This is a genomic window from Flavobacterium gillisiae (assembly GCF_900107635.1).
GTDB lineage: Bacteria > Bacteroidota > Bacteroidia > Flavobacteriales > Flavobacteriaceae > Flavobacterium > Flavobacterium gillisiae.
On the sequence record NZ_FNRD01000004.1, the window covers coordinates 36,684 to 51,421 of the forward strand.

General features: G+C 34.4%; 17 protein-coding genes. 14 read left to right on the forward strand and 3 right to left on the reverse strand.

Annotated features, from left to right (window positions below):
• Positions 1 to 3: 3 nt before the first annotated feature.
• The gene (locus BLV35_RS06820) at positions 4 to 1,203 is read right to left on the reverse strand and encodes an acetyl-CoA C-acetyltransferase (protein ID WP_091087656.1); all 1,200 of its coding nucleotides are present in this window, start codon (positions 1,201 to 1,203) and stop codon (positions 4 to 6) included.
• Positions 1,204 to 1,345: 142 nt separating this feature from the next.
• Here BLV35_RS06820 and BLV35_RS06825 point away from each other — a divergent pair, with 142 nt between their 5' ends.
• From BLV35_RS06825 to BLV35_RS06850, 6 genes are all read left to right on the forward strand, one after another.
• The gene (locus BLV35_RS06825) at positions 1,346 to 2,002 is read left to right on the forward strand and encodes a transglutaminase-like domain-containing protein (protein WP_091086853.1); all 657 of its coding nucleotides are present in this window, start codon (positions 1,346 to 1,348) and stop codon (positions 2,000 to 2,002) included.
• Entirely contained in the window at positions 2,002 to 2,571 is a 570-nt protein-coding gene (locus BLV35_RS06830; protein WP_091086856.1) for a TetR/AcrR family transcriptional regulator, read from the forward strand. The genes BLV35_RS06825 and BLV35_RS06830 overlap by 1 nt, the downstream gene beginning before the upstream one ends.
• Before the next feature lie 357 nt (positions 2,572 to 2,928).
• A complete protein-coding gene (locus BLV35_RS06835) occupies positions 2,929 to 3,648 on the forward strand; it encodes a DUF4339 domain-containing protein (RefSeq protein ID WP_091086860.1) in 720 nt (239 codons plus the stop codon).
• 567 nt (positions 3,649 to 4,215) lie between these two features.
• Positions 4,216 to 4,554: a P-II family nitrogen regulator gene (locus BLV35_RS06840; RefSeq protein ID WP_091086863.1), complete on the forward strand. Its 339-nt coding sequence runs from the start codon at positions 4,216 to 4,218 to the stop codon at positions 4,552 to 4,554.
• A 36-nt stretch (positions 4,555 to 4,590) separates the two neighbouring features.
• The gene (locus BLV35_RS06845; RefSeq protein ID WP_091086868.1) at positions 4,591 to 5,787 is read left to right on the forward strand and encodes an ammonium transporter; all 1,197 of its coding nucleotides are present in this window, start codon (positions 4,591 to 4,593) and stop codon (positions 5,785 to 5,787) included.
• A gap of 653 nt (positions 5,788 to 6,440) precedes the next feature.
• Entirely contained in the window at positions 6,441 to 7,544 is a 1,104-nt protein-coding gene (locus tag BLV35_RS06850) for a DUF3667 domain-containing protein (RefSeq protein ID WP_091086872.1), read from the forward strand.
• A 91-nt stretch (positions 7,545 to 7,635) separates the two neighbouring features.
• Here BLV35_RS06850 and BLV35_RS06855 read toward each other — a convergent pair whose 3' ends face one another.
• Complete coding sequence (locus BLV35_RS06855; protein WP_091086876.1) at positions 7,636 to 7,992, reverse strand: hypothetical protein; 357 nt, start codon at positions 7,990 to 7,992, stop codon at positions 7,636 to 7,638.
• Between the two features lie 295 nt (positions 7,993 to 8,287).
• Here BLV35_RS06855 and BLV35_RS06860 point away from each other — a divergent pair, with 295 nt between their 5' ends.
• The 6 genes from BLV35_RS06860 to BLV35_RS06885 all read left to right on the forward strand — a co-directional run bounded on the left by BLV35_RS06860 (position 8,288) and on the right by BLV35_RS06885 (position 12,073).
• Positions 8,288 to 8,548: a heavy-metal-associated domain-containing protein gene (locus BLV35_RS06860; RefSeq protein WP_091086879.1), complete on the forward strand. Its 261-nt coding sequence runs from the start codon at positions 8,288 to 8,290 to the stop codon at positions 8,546 to 8,548.
• 294 nt (positions 8,549 to 8,842) lie between these two features.
• Positions 8,843 to 9,175 (forward strand): ArsR/SmtB family transcription factor, encoded by a 333-nt coding sequence (locus BLV35_RS06865; protein ID WP_091086883.1) that lies wholly within the window; start codon positions 8,843 to 8,845, stop codon positions 9,173 to 9,175.
• 18 nt (positions 9,176 to 9,193) lie between these two features.
• Positions 9,194 to 9,664, forward strand: coding sequence for a DUF6428 family protein (locus BLV35_RS06870; protein WP_091086886.1), 471 nt, complete (start codon positions 9,194 to 9,196; stop codon positions 9,662 to 9,664).
• An 18-nt stretch (positions 9,665 to 9,682) separates the two neighbouring features.
• Positions 9,683 to 10,315 carry an arsenate-mycothiol transferase ArsC gene (locus BLV35_RS06875; RefSeq protein ID WP_091086891.1) on the forward strand — a complete coding sequence of 211 codons (633 nt, stop codon included), beginning with the start codon at positions 9,683 to 9,685 and terminating at the stop codon, positions 10,313 to 10,315.
• A gap of 1 nt (position 10,316) precedes the next feature.
• Positions 10,317 to 11,387 carry an ACR3 family arsenite efflux transporter gene (gene arsB, locus BLV35_RS06880; RefSeq protein WP_091086894.1) on the forward strand — a complete coding sequence of 357 codons (1,071 nt, stop codon included), beginning with the start codon at positions 10,317 to 10,319 and terminating at the stop codon, positions 11,385 to 11,387.
• Between the two features lie 251 nt (positions 11,388 to 11,638).
• Positions 11,639 to 12,073 carry a cytochrome c oxidase assembly factor Coa1 family protein gene (locus tag BLV35_RS06885; protein ID WP_091086897.1) on the forward strand — a complete coding sequence of 145 codons (435 nt, stop codon included), beginning with the start codon at positions 11,639 to 11,641 and terminating at the stop codon, positions 12,071 to 12,073.
• A gap of 22 nt (positions 12,074 to 12,095) precedes the next feature.
• On the opposite strand, the gene BLV35_RS06890 is transcribed toward BLV35_RS06885, so the two are convergent.
• The gene (locus BLV35_RS06890; protein WP_143031843.1) at positions 12,096 to 12,470 is read right to left on the reverse strand and encodes a hypothetical protein; all 375 of its coding nucleotides are present in this window, start codon (positions 12,468 to 12,470) and stop codon (positions 12,096 to 12,098) included.
• Between the two features lie 238 nt (positions 12,471 to 12,708).
• On the opposite strand from BLV35_RS06890, the gene BLV35_RS06895 reads away from it, so the two are divergent.
• Both BLV35_RS06895 and panB read left to right on the forward strand, forming a co-directional pair.
• Positions 12,709 to 13,758, forward strand: a complete 1,050-nt coding sequence (locus tag BLV35_RS06895; RefSeq protein WP_091086904.1) for a glycosyltransferase family 9 protein — start codon at positions 12,709 to 12,711, stop codon at positions 13,756 to 13,758.
• A gap of 120 nt (positions 13,759 to 13,878) precedes the next feature.
• Positions 13,879 to 14,697, forward strand: a complete 819-nt coding sequence (panB, locus tag BLV35_RS06900; RefSeq protein WP_091086907.1) for a 3-methyl-2-oxobutanoate hydroxymethyltransferase — start codon at positions 13,879 to 13,881, stop codon at positions 14,695 to 14,697.
• The last annotated feature ends 41 nt before the right edge of the window (positions 14,698 to 14,738 follow it).

Genomic DNA, 14,738 nt, shown 5'->3' on the forward strand with positions numbered 1-14,738 from the left:
TTTTTAAATACGTTCAATAATGGTTGCTATTCCCATTCCTCCACCAACACATAAAGTTGCCAAAGCGGCACTTTTATTTTGACGTTCTAATTCGTCCAAGGCAGTTCCCAGAATCATACAGCCTGTTGCTCCTAACGGATGCCCCATAGCTATCGCTCCTCCGTTGACATTTACAATGGAATGATCTATATTAAAATGATCCATCACACGCATGGGAACCACTGCAAAAGCTTCATTAACCTCAAAAACATCAATATCGCTCGCCTTCATTTTAGCATTTCGCAACGCTTTTGTAGTCGCCGGAATAGGCCCTTCGAGCATGATCAATGGCTCACTACCCAATACGGCACCCATTCTGATTATCGCTCTTGGTTTTAATCCGAGTTTTTCCCCTACTTCTTTGGAACCAATTAACATTAATGAAGCACCATCAACAAGGCCAGAGGAGTTACCGGCATGATGTATATGATTTATTTTTTCGATTTCTAAGTATCGATCTATGGCTATTTGATCAAACAATTGCTCGCCCATTTTTTCAAATGCTGGCGATAATTTGGATAATATTTCTAAAGTGGTATTTGCTCGAATGTATTCATCCTTTGCCAAATGAACCAAGCCGTTTATATCAGTCACTGGAATTATGGATTTATCAAAAAAGCCGTTTTGTTGTGCAAAGGCAGCTCGTTTTTGAGAATTTACCGCAAAGCCATCTACATCATTTCGAGAATACCCATATTTCGTTGCTATTAAGTCGGCAGAGATTCCTTGAGGAACAAAGTGTCCAAAAGCAGCATCGGGCTCCATTAACCAAGCAGAACCGTCAATTCCCATGGGCACTCTTGACATGGATTCTACTCCGCCAGCAATAATTAACTCAGACCAACCTGATTTAATCATAGCTGCGGCCTGATTAATAGCTTCCAGCCCAGAAGCACAATAGCGGTTTAAGGAAACGGCCGAGAGATGATCCCCATAATTAGAACACTGCGCAGCGACTTTGGCAATATTCCCTCCTTGTTCCCCAACCTGAGTCACACAGCCAACTATCAAATCTTCTACTAAACTAGTGTCTAAATCGTTTCTTTCTTTTAAGGCGGTCAACAAAGTAGTTAATAATTGAACCGGACTAACTGGGGCTAAAGAGCCGTTGCCTTTTCCAATTCCCCTGGGTGTTCGAACTGAATCGTAGATATATGCTTCCATTTTCATTAATTAAAGTTACCACTTGGTAACATAAATTTAAAAATGTTACCATACGGTAACAAATATACTTCAATTTATCTTAATTTAAATTATTAAAGCATTAATTTTGCAGTTAACCAATAGGTTACATAATTTACTCACTATGGAGCAATACACACAAGAAACTTATCATTTCGATTTAGCAGACAATAAGATACAAGCTATACATACCTTTTTAAGCACCGATGGAGCACCGACACCTAAAGAATTTGCGATCAAAGCCTATGAATACGTTCGCGATAACTGGCCGTATTACCCCTATCGTTTTAGTTTAATAAATGAAGATTGGCGCGCATCGGAGCTAACAACTCATAAAAGTGGCCATTGTATCGATAAAGTAATAATTTTGATTGCGATTTTAAGAGCAGAGAAAATTCCGGCTAGATTAGGATTGGCAAAAGTAAAAAACCACATCGCGGTAGATCAGATTGTTGAAAAATTTGGCTCAGATGTACTCGTACCACATGGTTATATCGAAATCTATCTAGATAATAAATGGATTAAGGCCACACCCGCTTTCAACAAAGAACTTTGTGAGCTCCTCAATGTAAAAGTTTTAGAGTTTGATGGAGAAACCGATTCTATATTTCAAGAATTTGATCAAACTGGTAAAAAAGCTTTTATGGAGTACCTTGAAGATTACGGAACTTTTAATGAAGTACCCTTACCTTATATGTTCCAATTATTACAACAACATTATCCCCGAATAATTGAATCCGGAATAACATTAGGCGGTGTATTATCTCTATCCAAATTGTAATGAAAAAAGACAGAGCAGCTACCGAAGAAAAGATCTACACAGCCTTTTTGGATATATTAAAAGAAAAAGGCCCTCAAGGAGTTGGGATAAATGCCATTGCCAAGGAAGCAGGAGTTTCTAAATCATTAATCTACCGCTATTTTGGAGGTATGAAAGGCCTACTTTTGCTTTTTGCTCAAAAAGGCGACTTCTTTAAATCCCTTTCAGTCATTGACGAAAAAAAGGATAATTTAGAAAATTTAAAAGGCTTCATTAAAGAAGGAACCAAAGAATTACGCGAAAACACTTTAACCCAAGAAATTTTACGCTGGCAATTAATCGAAAATAATGAGGACACGAAAAGTCTTTTTAAGTACTTCAATGCCCAAGTAGGCAAAACATTTACCACTAACACAAAAGACGAATCGCTTAATGCGGCTTTTCAACTAATGCTAGGTGGCTATGTTTACTTTACCTTATTATCTAAATTCAATAAAACATTTATAGCAACCGATTTGACATCAGAAAAAACATGGGAAAACTTTGATGAGGCTATAGCCAAAACAATAGAATTGTTCAGTAAAACCTAACCGGAACCTAAAGTCTACTATCCTCCTTATTACAAAAAAAACCTTTTATTGCTGAGGTATAATTAATGTACTATTCTTCGAAAAAGTACACTTATAAAGATCTACAAAAGCTACCAGATGACTCAAGTCACAACACGACGAATATCAATGTCTTTTTTATAAACCACAAATTAAGAATTTTAGAAAATAGTTATATAATTACTATATAGTATCGCAATAGGCATGTTGTTTGCTTTCTCATAGAGTCCTTTCTACTATCTGAATAAGAACTATGTTTTTGGATTAATTTTTTAAGCCAAAGAATGTAGAAAGAACGAAAATGAAAGAGTAATAACAGAATCAATTAAAATAACGCCTATGAATACCTATTACTTACACGACGGAACTACTGACAGCGGTCCTTTTAATTTTGTCGAACTGAAAGAAAAAAAAATAACCAAAACTACTTCCGTATGGTGCGAAGGAATGGAAGATTGGAAAGATGCAGGCGATGTAGAGGAATTAAGTAAAATATTATTCTCAACACCTCCTCCAATAAAATCATTTGTCGCTCCTTCGGCTCATTCAATAACTAAATCTTTAAATGAGCCCCGGAGTTTTGCAAGCGCAAATAAAACCGTCCTATTTATCGGCGTAGGAACTTTAGTTTTAATAATTGGAACTTTAATTTTCAATACTATCCTAGAGAGTAGAACCTTAAAATTAGAGGAGAGAAATAATCAAACGGAATACAACAACAAGCAGTATAAAATACAAGAACAAGAAATTGAAGATCAAAAGAGTTTTATTGCTGAGCGAGAAAAAATAGAATCAGAAAGGGTTGGAAAAGAAAGAAAACTGGCAATCAATAGTCGGCTTTCAGATATTAAAAATTTACTTGCCGTTACACACTCCAATTTAAATAATTCAAAAAACGAATTAAATGACGCGCGTGACTTTCAGTTTTTGAGAACAAATAGCGAACGAGAAGACGAAATTAGTTCAATCGCAAATAACATTGTTTTTTGGCGAAATGAAATTGAAAAACTTGAAAAGGAAATGAGTATGCTATATCTGGAACTTGAAAAAATACACTAAACTAATTCTCAATATTTAGATATTACCAAGACCTAAATTCTTAATTAATAATCGAAGAACAGTCTTTAGTCCAATCAGGATTAAAGGCTGTTTTTTTATGCCTAATAATCAAAAAACATACTGTTAACTTTTCTTTACTAAAATAGAAAGTAGAACAAGTTGATTTTAACTCAAAAAACAACAAACAGTTATTTTACATAATTTTTGACCTGAAAATAGGAATTACAACCTATAAAAACATCTAAAAACAATAAAAATAAAACACACACCCTCAAAAAATAGGGGGTGTTATTAAAAATATCAATTATGAATATTTCGATATTTTACTATAAAAATACCGAATAACTAAAATTCGGAAGTCATTTTTTGTAATTGATAATTCTTTCCAAATTGGATCAAAAACATTAATTATTCTTTCTTGTCTTAAAGAAAAGTTAATAAATTCGTCAAAATCAGTTACTAAAAATCGTGTAAGAAATGAATTTATTTAACCTATTTCAAAAGTTAAATTAATGAGCACATAACAACCAAAACCAATTAATCAATATTAACTAAATTATTTACCTAATGAAAAAAATCGAAGCTGTTATTCGAAAATCAAAATTTGATGAAGTTAAAGAGGCTTTACACAAAATCGAAGTCAATTTTTTCACCTACTGGGATGTTACTGGAGTCGGCAATGAAAAAGAAGGGCATGTATACAGAGGAATAACCTATAGTACCACAGACATTCAACGAAGATATATTTCCGTTGTCGTTTCTGATCAATTTTTAGAGAAAACAATAGATGCAATTTTAGAAGCGGCATCATCAGGAATGGTTGGTGATGGTAAAATATTTGTTTCTGAAATTCAAGAAACCTATAGAATCAGAACTAAAGAAAAAGGATCTGACGCGCTCAACTAACCAAACTCTATAAACTAACTAATAAAAAAATATACTATGGATACGAATGCTGTATTAGACTTAATGTGGGTGGTAATCTGCGGAATTTTAGTGTTTTTTATGCAAGCCGGATTTACTTTGGTGGAAGCTGGATTTACCAGATCAAAAAACACCGGGAATATAATAATGAAAAACTTGATGGACTTTTGTATCGGTACCATCGGATTTTGGGCAATTGGATACACTATTATGTACGGAGATTCCATCGGCTCATTTATAGGAAACCCAACTTTGTTTTTTGACAGTGTAAAAGACATGCACAGTCTGTTTTTTCAAACTGTATTTGCTGCAACTGCTGCTACAATAGTATCTGGTGCGATTGCTGAAAGAACAAAATTTTCTACCTATCTTATCTTTTCTTTGATGATGACCGTATTTATCTATCCAATTTCAGGTCACTGGGTTTGGCAAGGTGATGGATGGTTAACTAAATTAGGCTTTATAGATTTTGCTGGTTCAACTGTTGTACACTCCGTTGGAGGTTGGGCTTCATTGGTAGCTGCTATAATGGTAGGTCCCCGAATTGGGAAATACACAAATGGTTTATCAAACCCTATTCCAGGTCACAATCTAATGATAGGATCACTAGGAGTCTTTATCCTTTGGTTGGGCTGGTTCGGTTTTAATGCTGGTTCTCAATTAGCAATATCAGGTGATAGTGCCAATGCGGTAGCCGGAATTATCATAACAACAAATATTGCTGCAGCAGCAGGAGCTTTGACCGCCATGTTTGTAACATGGGGCCTTTACGGAAAACCTGATATCTCTATGACCTTAAACGGTGTTTTAGCCGGTCTTGTAGGAGTTACAGCTGGTTGTGCAGCAGTAAGCCCAGTAGGAGCAGCGTTTATTGGACTAATATGCGGTACCGTGGTTGTATTTGCAATTGAATTTATAGACAAGAAACTTAAAGTTGATGACCCAGTTGGAGCAGTTTCTGTACATGGAGTTTGTGGTGCACTAGGAACTTTATTAGTTGGTGTTTTTGCAACTGATGGAGGTTTACTTTACGGAGGCGGATTTGCTCAATTAGGTGTTCAAGCAATTGGTGTTTTTGCAATTGCTGCATGGGCAATCGTTACTTCTTTTATTGTATTGTTTATCTTAAAGAAAACAATGGGACTTAGAGTAACTAAAGAAGAAGAAATTGATGGTTTAGACATTCATGAACACGGAACTAATGTGTATAACTAATCAACTCTTAAAAAAGTTGAATTGACAATCCAAATCAAGCGCGAAATCTAAAAAATGAAATAACGAAAATTATAAATAAAGCCTGCAACAAAAGTATTTTTTTGTTGCAGGCTTTCTCTTTTGTAAGGATTTAAATCAACATTAATCATTTCAAAAAACAGAATCATACACGACTTTCTATATCTCAATCATCTATAAAATGTCTTCGCCCATTAATTTTCATGTGCAATAAAGTAGCATTGTATCATTATTATTAAGTTAATAACGCGAATCAAGGGTTGAGATAAAAATTAGATTACCAATAAGTTAAGCCCAATAGACATATAAAACCTATCAGCTGTATATATAAACAATTAGTTAGTTAATTTTTTCACACTGATTCGCATTAATATTTAATGACCTGACAGAAGATTTTTAGATTAAAACCTACTTAAAACTGACGATTTTTAATTTATCAACAGATTAAAATCTATTTTTATATAATCTAATGCTTCTCAAAGGGTATCGTTAATACACCATTCTGATAGCTGATGCAAGGTCGATTACTATATTATTTATAAAGTTGAAGTATGTTAAATCTTATAGAAATAATAATAGAACGACCTGAAAGTTTAATAAATTTACAATCTTGAATTGATTACCAATAACTGCCTATGTCAAAAGAAAAAGTACGTCTAGATAAAACCTGCCTCAATTGTAACCATGTTGCCGACCAACGGTATTGTCCACATTGCGGACAGGAAAACACATTGAGCCGCAAGTCTTTTCATCATATCTTTATTCATTTTTTTGAAGACTTAACTCATTACGACAATTCCTTTTGGAAGACAATATTTTCTTTGTTTTTTAAACCAGCCGCCTTAACTAAAGCGTACATGTCAGGAAAGCGCTTGTCTTATTTAAATCCTATAAGACTTTATATTTTTATAAGTTTTGTGACTTTTTTAATGATCTCCTTATTTCCTAACAATCCCGAAAAAGAAATTACAGCCGCTGTTACAAAACAAAAACAAGTAATTATACCCACCATAGATTCTTTGCATATAGAAGAAAAGAGTGTGGATGGATTAACAAAGGTCGGTTTGCTATCGCAACAGAACAATGACACGATAAAAAAAATACTACAGCAAACAGATAAAATTGAAAAAATAAAAAACGCCCAAACTACTGATTCGATTCCGAAAAAAGAAGTTGCTGATTTTGGATACAAATCCATCAACGAATTAGACTCCATTCAAAAACATGGAGGTAAAAAGGTACAGGTAAGCAACACTGAATATTGGTTCCTGAAAAAATGGTTAACCGTTAAAGAAGAAAATACAAACGAACAAATTGTAGAAAAGTTCACTGAATCATTTACAAATAATTTACCGAAATTATTGTTTATGTACATGCCTGTTTTCGCCTTTGTTTTATGGCTTTTTCATGATAAGAAAAAATGGTATTACTATGATAGCGGAATCTTTACTCTGCATTATTTTTCATTTATTCTTTTACTGGTGTTGACCCTATTTTTTATTGATAAAATATTTATCTTATTTGGGAAAAACCCTATTCTAGAATGGGTACATTTTAGCTTAAAATCGTTGGGGATATTTTGGATGATTTATTATTTCTTTCCGGCACACCGTCGTTTTTACGGAAACAAATTTATAGTCTCCTTAGCCAAAAGTAGTGCTATCATCATTATTAATTCAGTCGTTATTACCTTCCTATTAGTGCTTTTCGCATTATATACGTACAGTAATATTCACTAAAATAGTGTTCGTACTTTTTTATAATCGCTTAGGTAGACACTAAAAAACTGCTACTGCAAAAGAACTTTATGATCTTTTGTAGTAGCAATAACTATCCATTGTCTTCTTCCAAATCGTTGTGGTTATCACCGCCAATACTGTAGTGGTTATTTTCTTCATCCTCGCTTCCTATTTCCTCTTGCGCATCGTCTAATTCTGACCCTGGAATATCTAAATCTCCTCCTGACATATCTTCTTCGAAATTTTTTTCATTGAATTCTGTTCGGTTATTAATTTCAACTGGTATTTTCTTTTTAGTGATATCCGCAGGATTGATATCCCCTTCCTTATGTCCTTTATTGTAGATATCTTCACTTGGCGGATAGTTCAAAGAATCCGGTAATTTATCTTTATCTGCTTCTTCCGTTTTCTGAGATTTAGGACTTGGTTTATTATCTTTATTTTCCATCTTACTTAAGGTTTTAACTAATTGATATATAATACACTAAGTTAGTGATTAATTTACAAAAACAGTCGTTACATCTTTGTTTAAATACAATGAGATAATTAACACTTCTTCTGAAAGTCCATTTGACGTAAGTTCAACACCTCTTATTTGTTTACAAATAAAATAGCTAGTATGTCAACCTAAAATACCATCCTGCTTATTACAGTTTGTACCTAATAAATGACTAAATTTATACTACTAAAAAAGGGTGCTATTTTCATCTTGTTTTTTTCACTAATCTTAAAACAATACAAACATGAGTTTACTATCACAAAATGTTATTCCAGGAAATCACGGTAAAACTTTTGGAACAAACGCGATGGAAGAAAACGATTTAACAGCAATTAAAAACAGCCTATTAGAATTAGAAGGAATTGTTGACATTATCCTCAATACTGAAATTTTTCCTCGAGAATTTACGGTACATACAAACCAAATCGTTTCATTAGCAGATATTGAACACAAAGTAAAAAGTGTGGGGTTTCATGCTATCGCAAAAGAGACGTTTGAGCTATAGCAGTGTTCAGAAATAAACTACCTCCGAGCATAGCCTAGTACTAGTAAAATAATTGCCATAGATTCACTGATTTCCAAAAAATTATTTTTTTAATCTATAAATCTATGGCAAATAAAAAGCGAAACCGCGTTACTAGGAGTTAAAACTAAAAGAGATAAAAAGATACCAGGAGCTAGCTAGTTCAACTAAACAAGAGTATTCTCCACTACTCTTATTATGTTTCACAAAAATAATCATACTAAAGTTTGCCTGTCGACAAACTATATCGTAATATTGCAATATAAATATATAACGATGGGAGTTACTAAAACAGAACATTTTACCGAAGAGCAAAATGAGTTGGCAATCTTGGCGAAAGCAATTGGCCATCCGGCTCGTATTGCCATAATTCAGCATCTTATAAAAGTAAACAGCTGTGTTTGCGGAGATATTGTAAACGAATTGCCCCTTGCACAACCTACCGTATCCCAACACTTAAAGGAATTAAAAAACGCCGGACTCATCAAAGGTAGTTTTGAAGGTAACGCGATTTGTTATTGTCTAGACGAAGAAGGCTTCAATAAAATTCGTGGCTTCTTCAACCAAGTAAACACCTATTTAGAAAACAAAAAAAATCAATGTTGTTAATTTTTAAAATATAAAATAATGAAGTTATCAGAAATTAAAAAACAGCTAAGCACATTAGAAAATGTAACTTTCCAATTGCCAAATGGCACTTATGTACCAGAACATTTTCACGTTACTGAAGTAGGTTTAATCACCAAAAACTTCATTGACTGCGGAGGAAAAGTAAGAAACGAAACCGTGGTAAACTTCCAGTTGTGGGATGCCAATGACTTTGAACACCGTTTAAAACCAAAGAAACTATTGGATATTATCACACTATCTGAAAAAGTTCTAGGAATTGAAGACCACGAAATAGAAGTAGAGTACCAAGCAGAAACTATTGGTAAATACGACTTAGGATTCAACGGAAAGGATTTTACACTATTGAACAAACAAACCGCTTGCCTAGCAGAAGACGCATGTGGAATTCCGCAAGAAAAGCAAAAAACAAAACTATCTGAAATTCCAACTCAAACGAATAGCTGTACTCCTGGTGGAGGCTGTTGTTAACTAAAATCTACTCCGTGTATGACACAATCTAATACTAGTGTATTCCCTTCGATAGAAAATGAAATTAGCTCCTTTCAATTCGGGACTATTACTCCCGAACGAATAGCAATACTGCTACCACTTATTGATTTTATTCAAGAGAAAGTAAATAAAGAACAAGACATCCGACTCAACTTTATTTGTACCCACAACTCAAGAAGGAGCCATTTATCGCAAGTTTGGGCACAAACAGCAGCAGCACATTTTAATGTGAAAAACGTGTATTGTTATTCCGGCGGGACAGAAGCTACGGCATTATTCCCCATGGCTGCGAAAACATTAGAACAATCAGGATTCCAACTGAAACCACTTTCTGAAGGTACGAATCCCGTTTACAGCATAAAATATAGTGAAAATGAACATCCTATTATTGGGTTTTCTAAAACCTATGACGACAGTTTTAATCCGCAATCCGACTTTGCAGCAATATTGACTTGCTCAAGTGCTGATAACGGCTGCCCATTTATTGCTGGTGCTGAAAAACGCATTCCTATCACTTTTGAAGACCCAAAGGCATTTGATAATACACCCCAACAAGAAGAAAAATACAAAGAAAGAAGCATCCAAATTGCTACGGAGCTTTTCTATGTATTCTCACAAATAAAAAAATAATATGTCTGCAACTAATTGCGCTCCTGCATTGAACCGAAAAAAACTAGGGTTTCTCGATAGTTATTTAACCCTTTGGATATTCCTTGCCATGGCAATAGGTGTTGCCATCGGGAACTTCTTCCCCTCTAGCGGAGACTTTATCAATTCCTTTTCAAGTGGTACCACTAATATCCCGTTGGCAATTGGACTTATCCTAATGATGTATCCGCCATTGGCAAAAGTGAAATACGAACAAATGGGAGAAGTCTTTAAAAACACAAAAGTGCTAGGTGCTTCCCTATTCTTGAATTGGGTTTTAGGCCCAATCTTAATGTTTGCCTTGGCGCTCATTTTCCTCAATGGCTATCCTGAATACATGATTGGCGTTATCCTTATTGGGCTCGCTCGCTGTATTGCTATGGTTGTAGTTTGGAACGACCTTGCAGATGGAGACAGAGAATATGCAGCTGGACTAATTGCCTTAAACAGTATTTTTCAAGTACTGCTTTATAGTGTTTATGCGTATATTTTTATCACCGTACTTCCACCCTATTTTGGCTACACCGGTTTTGAAGTCAACATCAGTATTGGACAAATTGCCGAGAGTGTTGGTATTTATTTAGGAATTCCCTTTGCGTTGGGAATCATCAGTCGATATGCTTTAATTCATTTAAAAGGCGAAGACTGGTTCCAGAATAAATACGTCCCTTTCATCTCCCCAATTACCCTGATCGCCTTATTATTCACGATTGTGATCATGTTTAGCCTAAAAGGAGAATTAATCGTTCAAATCCCGATGGATGTCGTTCGAATCGCCATTCCTCTTGTTATCTACTTCACTTTGATGTTTGTTTTGAGCTTCATGGTCGGGAAATACTTTGGCGCCGACTATTCTAAAAGTACTGCTATTGCCTTTACAGCCACAGGAAACAATTTTGAATTGGCCATCGCAGTTGCAATTGGTGTGTTTGGCATCAACAGCGGACAAGCTTTTGCAGGGGTTATAGGCCCATTAGTAGAAGTTCCGGCATTGATCGCCTTAGTGAATGTCGCTTTTTGGTTTCGAAAAAAATACTATCCCACTACGGCATAAAAATCACATTATCATAAAATATAGCAACCATCCTTTTATTTCAAAATAAGAGGGTGGTTTATTTTTTAGGAGCTATTTCCCGCTTTCCGCTATATCTTTACACCTGCCAAAAACGGCAGCTATAAAGGATGCCGCTTCTATCGGGGCTAGGGCATTTCGTGGTAAAATGAAGGTCTAAATCTTAAATGCAATAAAACAGCTATATTAGCGTACTAGAACCGTTTTACTTCAATAAAACAAATTTACAAATAATGGACAACGAATTAATAGCTCCAACAAGTTGGTGGAAAACTAATTGGAAATGGTTTGTACCCACTTGTATCGTGCTATTTACAATTGTCGCAACTTTGCTAGCGACAACTAGCATTGATGGCACCGCTAGCAATTTTGCGCAAGCGTATTCCGAGGATTCTCTATATACTAAAGCAATTGAAAAAGTAAATGCAAACCACAGAGCAAAAACAATCCTTGGAGAAATAGAGCCCATTGGCAAATTAGCCATTCTAGAAGGAGATGCAAAATACACAAATGATAATACGTCTGTCGAAATAACAATTAGAATCAAAGGCAGCAAAGCAAATGGTAAAATGGATATTTCAGCTTACAAAAACGGAACACAATGGGAATACAAAAGAATAACGATTCGAATAAAACAACCCAAAGAAGAAATTGCAATTATTGATTAATGTTATCACTTTAAAAAAGCAATTACAACTTAGTTGATTTACCTACCGTTAAGTAAATATGGTTGTTAGGATATAGAAATTCCATCTTAGTGTTCTGTTTGTTAATTTTCATATCAACAGTACCTTTCTCGTTTTCCAAAGAATAAAGTATGTAATTAGGATCCGGAGAATAGACCACTGATTTCATAATTTTATATTTCAATTTCATATTAGTAAAAAAGAATACCACGTCATTCTTTTTTCTATCGAGGAACACAAACGAATATTCATTTCCTGAAATATCGCATTCTCCAATCTTAAAAGGAAATTCGTCAACACAATAACGTTGTACATTAAACACCTGTTCTTGAGAATACATAGAACCCGACAACAATAATAGAGCGATAAAATACTTCATGGTTTTTGCTTTTCTTAAATTGTACAAGAGTAATACAATCCGATTCACTAATACAAAAGACATGCCATTAAAAAAAATAACTTAGACTATAGCCTTCTGCTTTTTTACTTAAAGGACCGCTTTCCTTCTTTAGGATATAAAAAAAAATCGTTCCTTTGAAAACTATTTTACAATAGCTAAGGAAATAAGATTTGAAGCTTGTATCAAAGTACAGATTAAAATAAATTTTATATAAATCATGGGTTTAAAAACAGACATTAACGCATTAAGACGAAAACTAATGCGTCGCCTTACGAAGAACGTCGGGGCTTCACAATTTGATCAAAATATCGATTTGACAAAAGTGGAGTTTAAAAAAATTCTAATTTGTAGACCCAACCCTAGATTAGGAAATCAATTGTTAATCACTCCGCTAGTGCAGGATGTTATTGCAACTTTTCCTGACTGTGAAATAGATTTATTTGTCAATGGTGGCTTAGCGCCTATTATTTTTCAAAATTACACTAACATCAATCGAGTTATAAAACTCCCAAGAAAACCTTTTAAAGAGATTACTAAATACGTTAAAGGTTGGCTTTCCTTAAAAAAATACAGTTATGACATTGTGATAAATGTAGTGGAGAATTCTTCGTCTGGAAGATTATCTGCGCAATTTGTGAATTCAAAATATAAGTTTTTTGGAGATGATGTTGATGATATTCAATTGAAGTACAACGATTATGAGCATATTGCTAAATACCCCGTGTACAACTTTAGGCATTATTTAACTAAACTTGGATTCAAAGAAAACAATAGCCCTGTTCCTCATTTAGACTTGAAGTTAAGTCCTTCAGAACTTGCGGAAGCTAAAAAGACACTACATACTATTGTACAAAACGATAAAAAAACCATTTGCATCTTTACTTTTGCTACAGCGGACAAATGCTATCCGGAATCCTGGTGGGCACCTTTTTATGACCGATTAAAAGCAGAATATTCAGACTACAATATCATCGAAGTGTTACCCGTGGAAAACGTTTCCCAAATAGGTTTCAAAGCACCAACATTTTACAGTAAAGATGTTCGCGAAATAGGCGCGCTTATGGCAAATACAGAAGTTTTTATAGGAGGCGATAGCGGAATTATGCATTTGGCCAGCGCTTCGAAAGTACCTACTGTTGGTCTTTTTTCTCGTGATAATATAAAGATGTATCAACCTTATGGAAACGGTAGTATAGCCATAAATACCAACACTGATTCTATTGATGACTACATTGCCGTATTAGATAATATTCTAAAGAAAAATTAATTTTATAAATTAAATCTCTACAAAGTGGATTTTTATAAATGGATTCGATGAAAGTCGAATCCATTTTTATATTACATAATCATTTGTTTTACTACTTTTACAACTCATAAAAATAAAACTATGTCTGTCGCAAAAAAAGATTATAAAAGAATTACCACTAAGTCCTTAATTGAAATGAAAGCAAATGGAGAAAAAATCTCTATGCTGACCGCTTATGATTACACCATGGCTAAAATTGTGGATACAGCCGGTATTGATGTTATTCTTGTGGGTGATTCTGCTTCAAATGTGATGGCTGGACATGAGACAACTTTACCAATTACATTAGACCAAATGATTTACCATGCCTCTTCGGTTGTTAGAGCAATTGAAAGAGCTTTAGTTGTAGTAGATTTACCTTTTGGAAGTTACCAATCAGATCCGAAGGAAGCTTTGCGTTCTTCCATTAGAATTATGAAAGAAAGCGGTGGACATGCCGTAAAACTGGAAGGTGGAAAAGAAATTAAAGAGTCAATTAAAAAAATATTAAATGCAGGTATTCCAGTTATGGGGCATTTGGGTTTAACACCGCAATCCATCTATAAATTTGGAACCTATACCGTTCGTGCCAAAGAAGAAGAAGAAGCAGATAAATTAGTTGAAGATGCTAAACTGTTAGAAAGACTAGGTTGTTTTGCTTTGGTTTTAGAAAAAATCCCTGCTCATTTAGCTGAAAAAGTGGCTAAAAGTATTTCGATTCCAGTAATAGGAATTGGTGCTGGAGGTGGCGTTGACGGGCAAGTGCTTGTTATTCATGACATGTTAGGGATGAACAATGAATTTAGCCCTCGTTTCCTGAGAAGATACATGAATTTATATGATGATATGACGAGCGCCATTGGTCAATATGTTGCCGATGTAAAATCGAGTGACTTCCCTAATGACAAGGAACAATATTAAAAATAGAATAGCAACTCCTTAAACTAGTACACTTAATTTTA

Bases quoted from the DNA above. Each gene is read 5' to 3' on its own strand.
- BLV35_RS06820 (WP_091087656.1), bottom strand. From the start codon at position 1,203: ATGGAAGCATATATCTACGATTCAGTTCGAACACCCAGGGGAATTGGA.
- BLV35_RS06825 (WP_091086853.1), top strand. From the start codon at position 1,346: ATGGAGCAATACACACAAGAAACTTATCATTTCGATTTAGCAGACAAT.
- BLV35_RS06830 (WP_091086856.1), top strand. From the start codon at position 2,002: ATGAAAAAAGACAGAGCAGCTACCGAAGAAAAGATCTACACAGCCTTT.
- BLV35_RS06835 (WP_091086860.1), top strand. From the start codon at position 2,929: ATGAATACCTATTACTTACACGACGGAACTACTGACAGCGGTCCTTTT.
- BLV35_RS06840 (WP_091086863.1), top strand. From the start codon at position 4,216: ATGAAAAAAATCGAAGCTGTTATTCGAAAATCAAAATTTGATGAAGTT.
- BLV35_RS06845 (WP_091086868.1), top strand. From the start codon at position 4,591: ATGGATACGAATGCTGTATTAGACTTAATGTGGGTGGTAATCTGCGGA.
- BLV35_RS06850 (WP_091086872.1), top strand. From the start codon at position 6,441: ATGTCAAAAGAAAAAGTACGTCTAGATAAAACCTGCCTCAATTGTAAC.
- BLV35_RS06855 (WP_091086876.1), bottom strand. From the start codon at position 7,992: ATGGAAAATAAAGATAATAAACCAAGTCCTAAATCTCAGAAAACGGAA.
- BLV35_RS06860 (WP_091086879.1), top strand. From the start codon at position 8,288: ATGAGTTTACTATCACAAAATGTTATTCCAGGAAATCACGGTAAAACT.
- BLV35_RS06865 (WP_091086883.1), top strand. From the start codon at position 8,843: ATGGGAGTTACTAAAACAGAACATTTTACCGAAGAGCAAAATGAGTTG.
- BLV35_RS06870 (WP_091086886.1), top strand. From the start codon at position 9,194: ATGAAGTTATCAGAAATTAAAAAACAGCTAAGCACATTAGAAAATGTA.
- BLV35_RS06875 (WP_091086891.1), top strand. From the start codon at position 9,683: ATGACACAATCTAATACTAGTGTATTCCCTTCGATAGAAAATGAAATT.
- arsB (WP_091086894.1), top strand. From the start codon at position 10,317: ATGTCTGCAACTAATTGCGCTCCTGCATTGAACCGAAAAAAACTAGGG.
- BLV35_RS06885 (WP_091086897.1), top strand. From the start codon at position 11,639: ATGGACAACGAATTAATAGCTCCAACAAGTTGGTGGAAAACTAATTGG.
- BLV35_RS06890 (WP_143031843.1), bottom strand. From the start codon at position 12,470: ATGAAGTATTTTATCGCTCTATTATTGTTGTCGGGTTCTATGTATTCT.
- BLV35_RS06895 (WP_091086904.1), top strand. From the start codon at position 12,709: ATGGGTTTAAAAACAGACATTAACGCATTAAGACGAAAACTAATGCGT.
- panB (WP_091086907.1), top strand. From the start codon at position 13,879: ATGTCTGTCGCAAAAAAAGATTATAAAAGAATTACCACTAAGTCCTTA.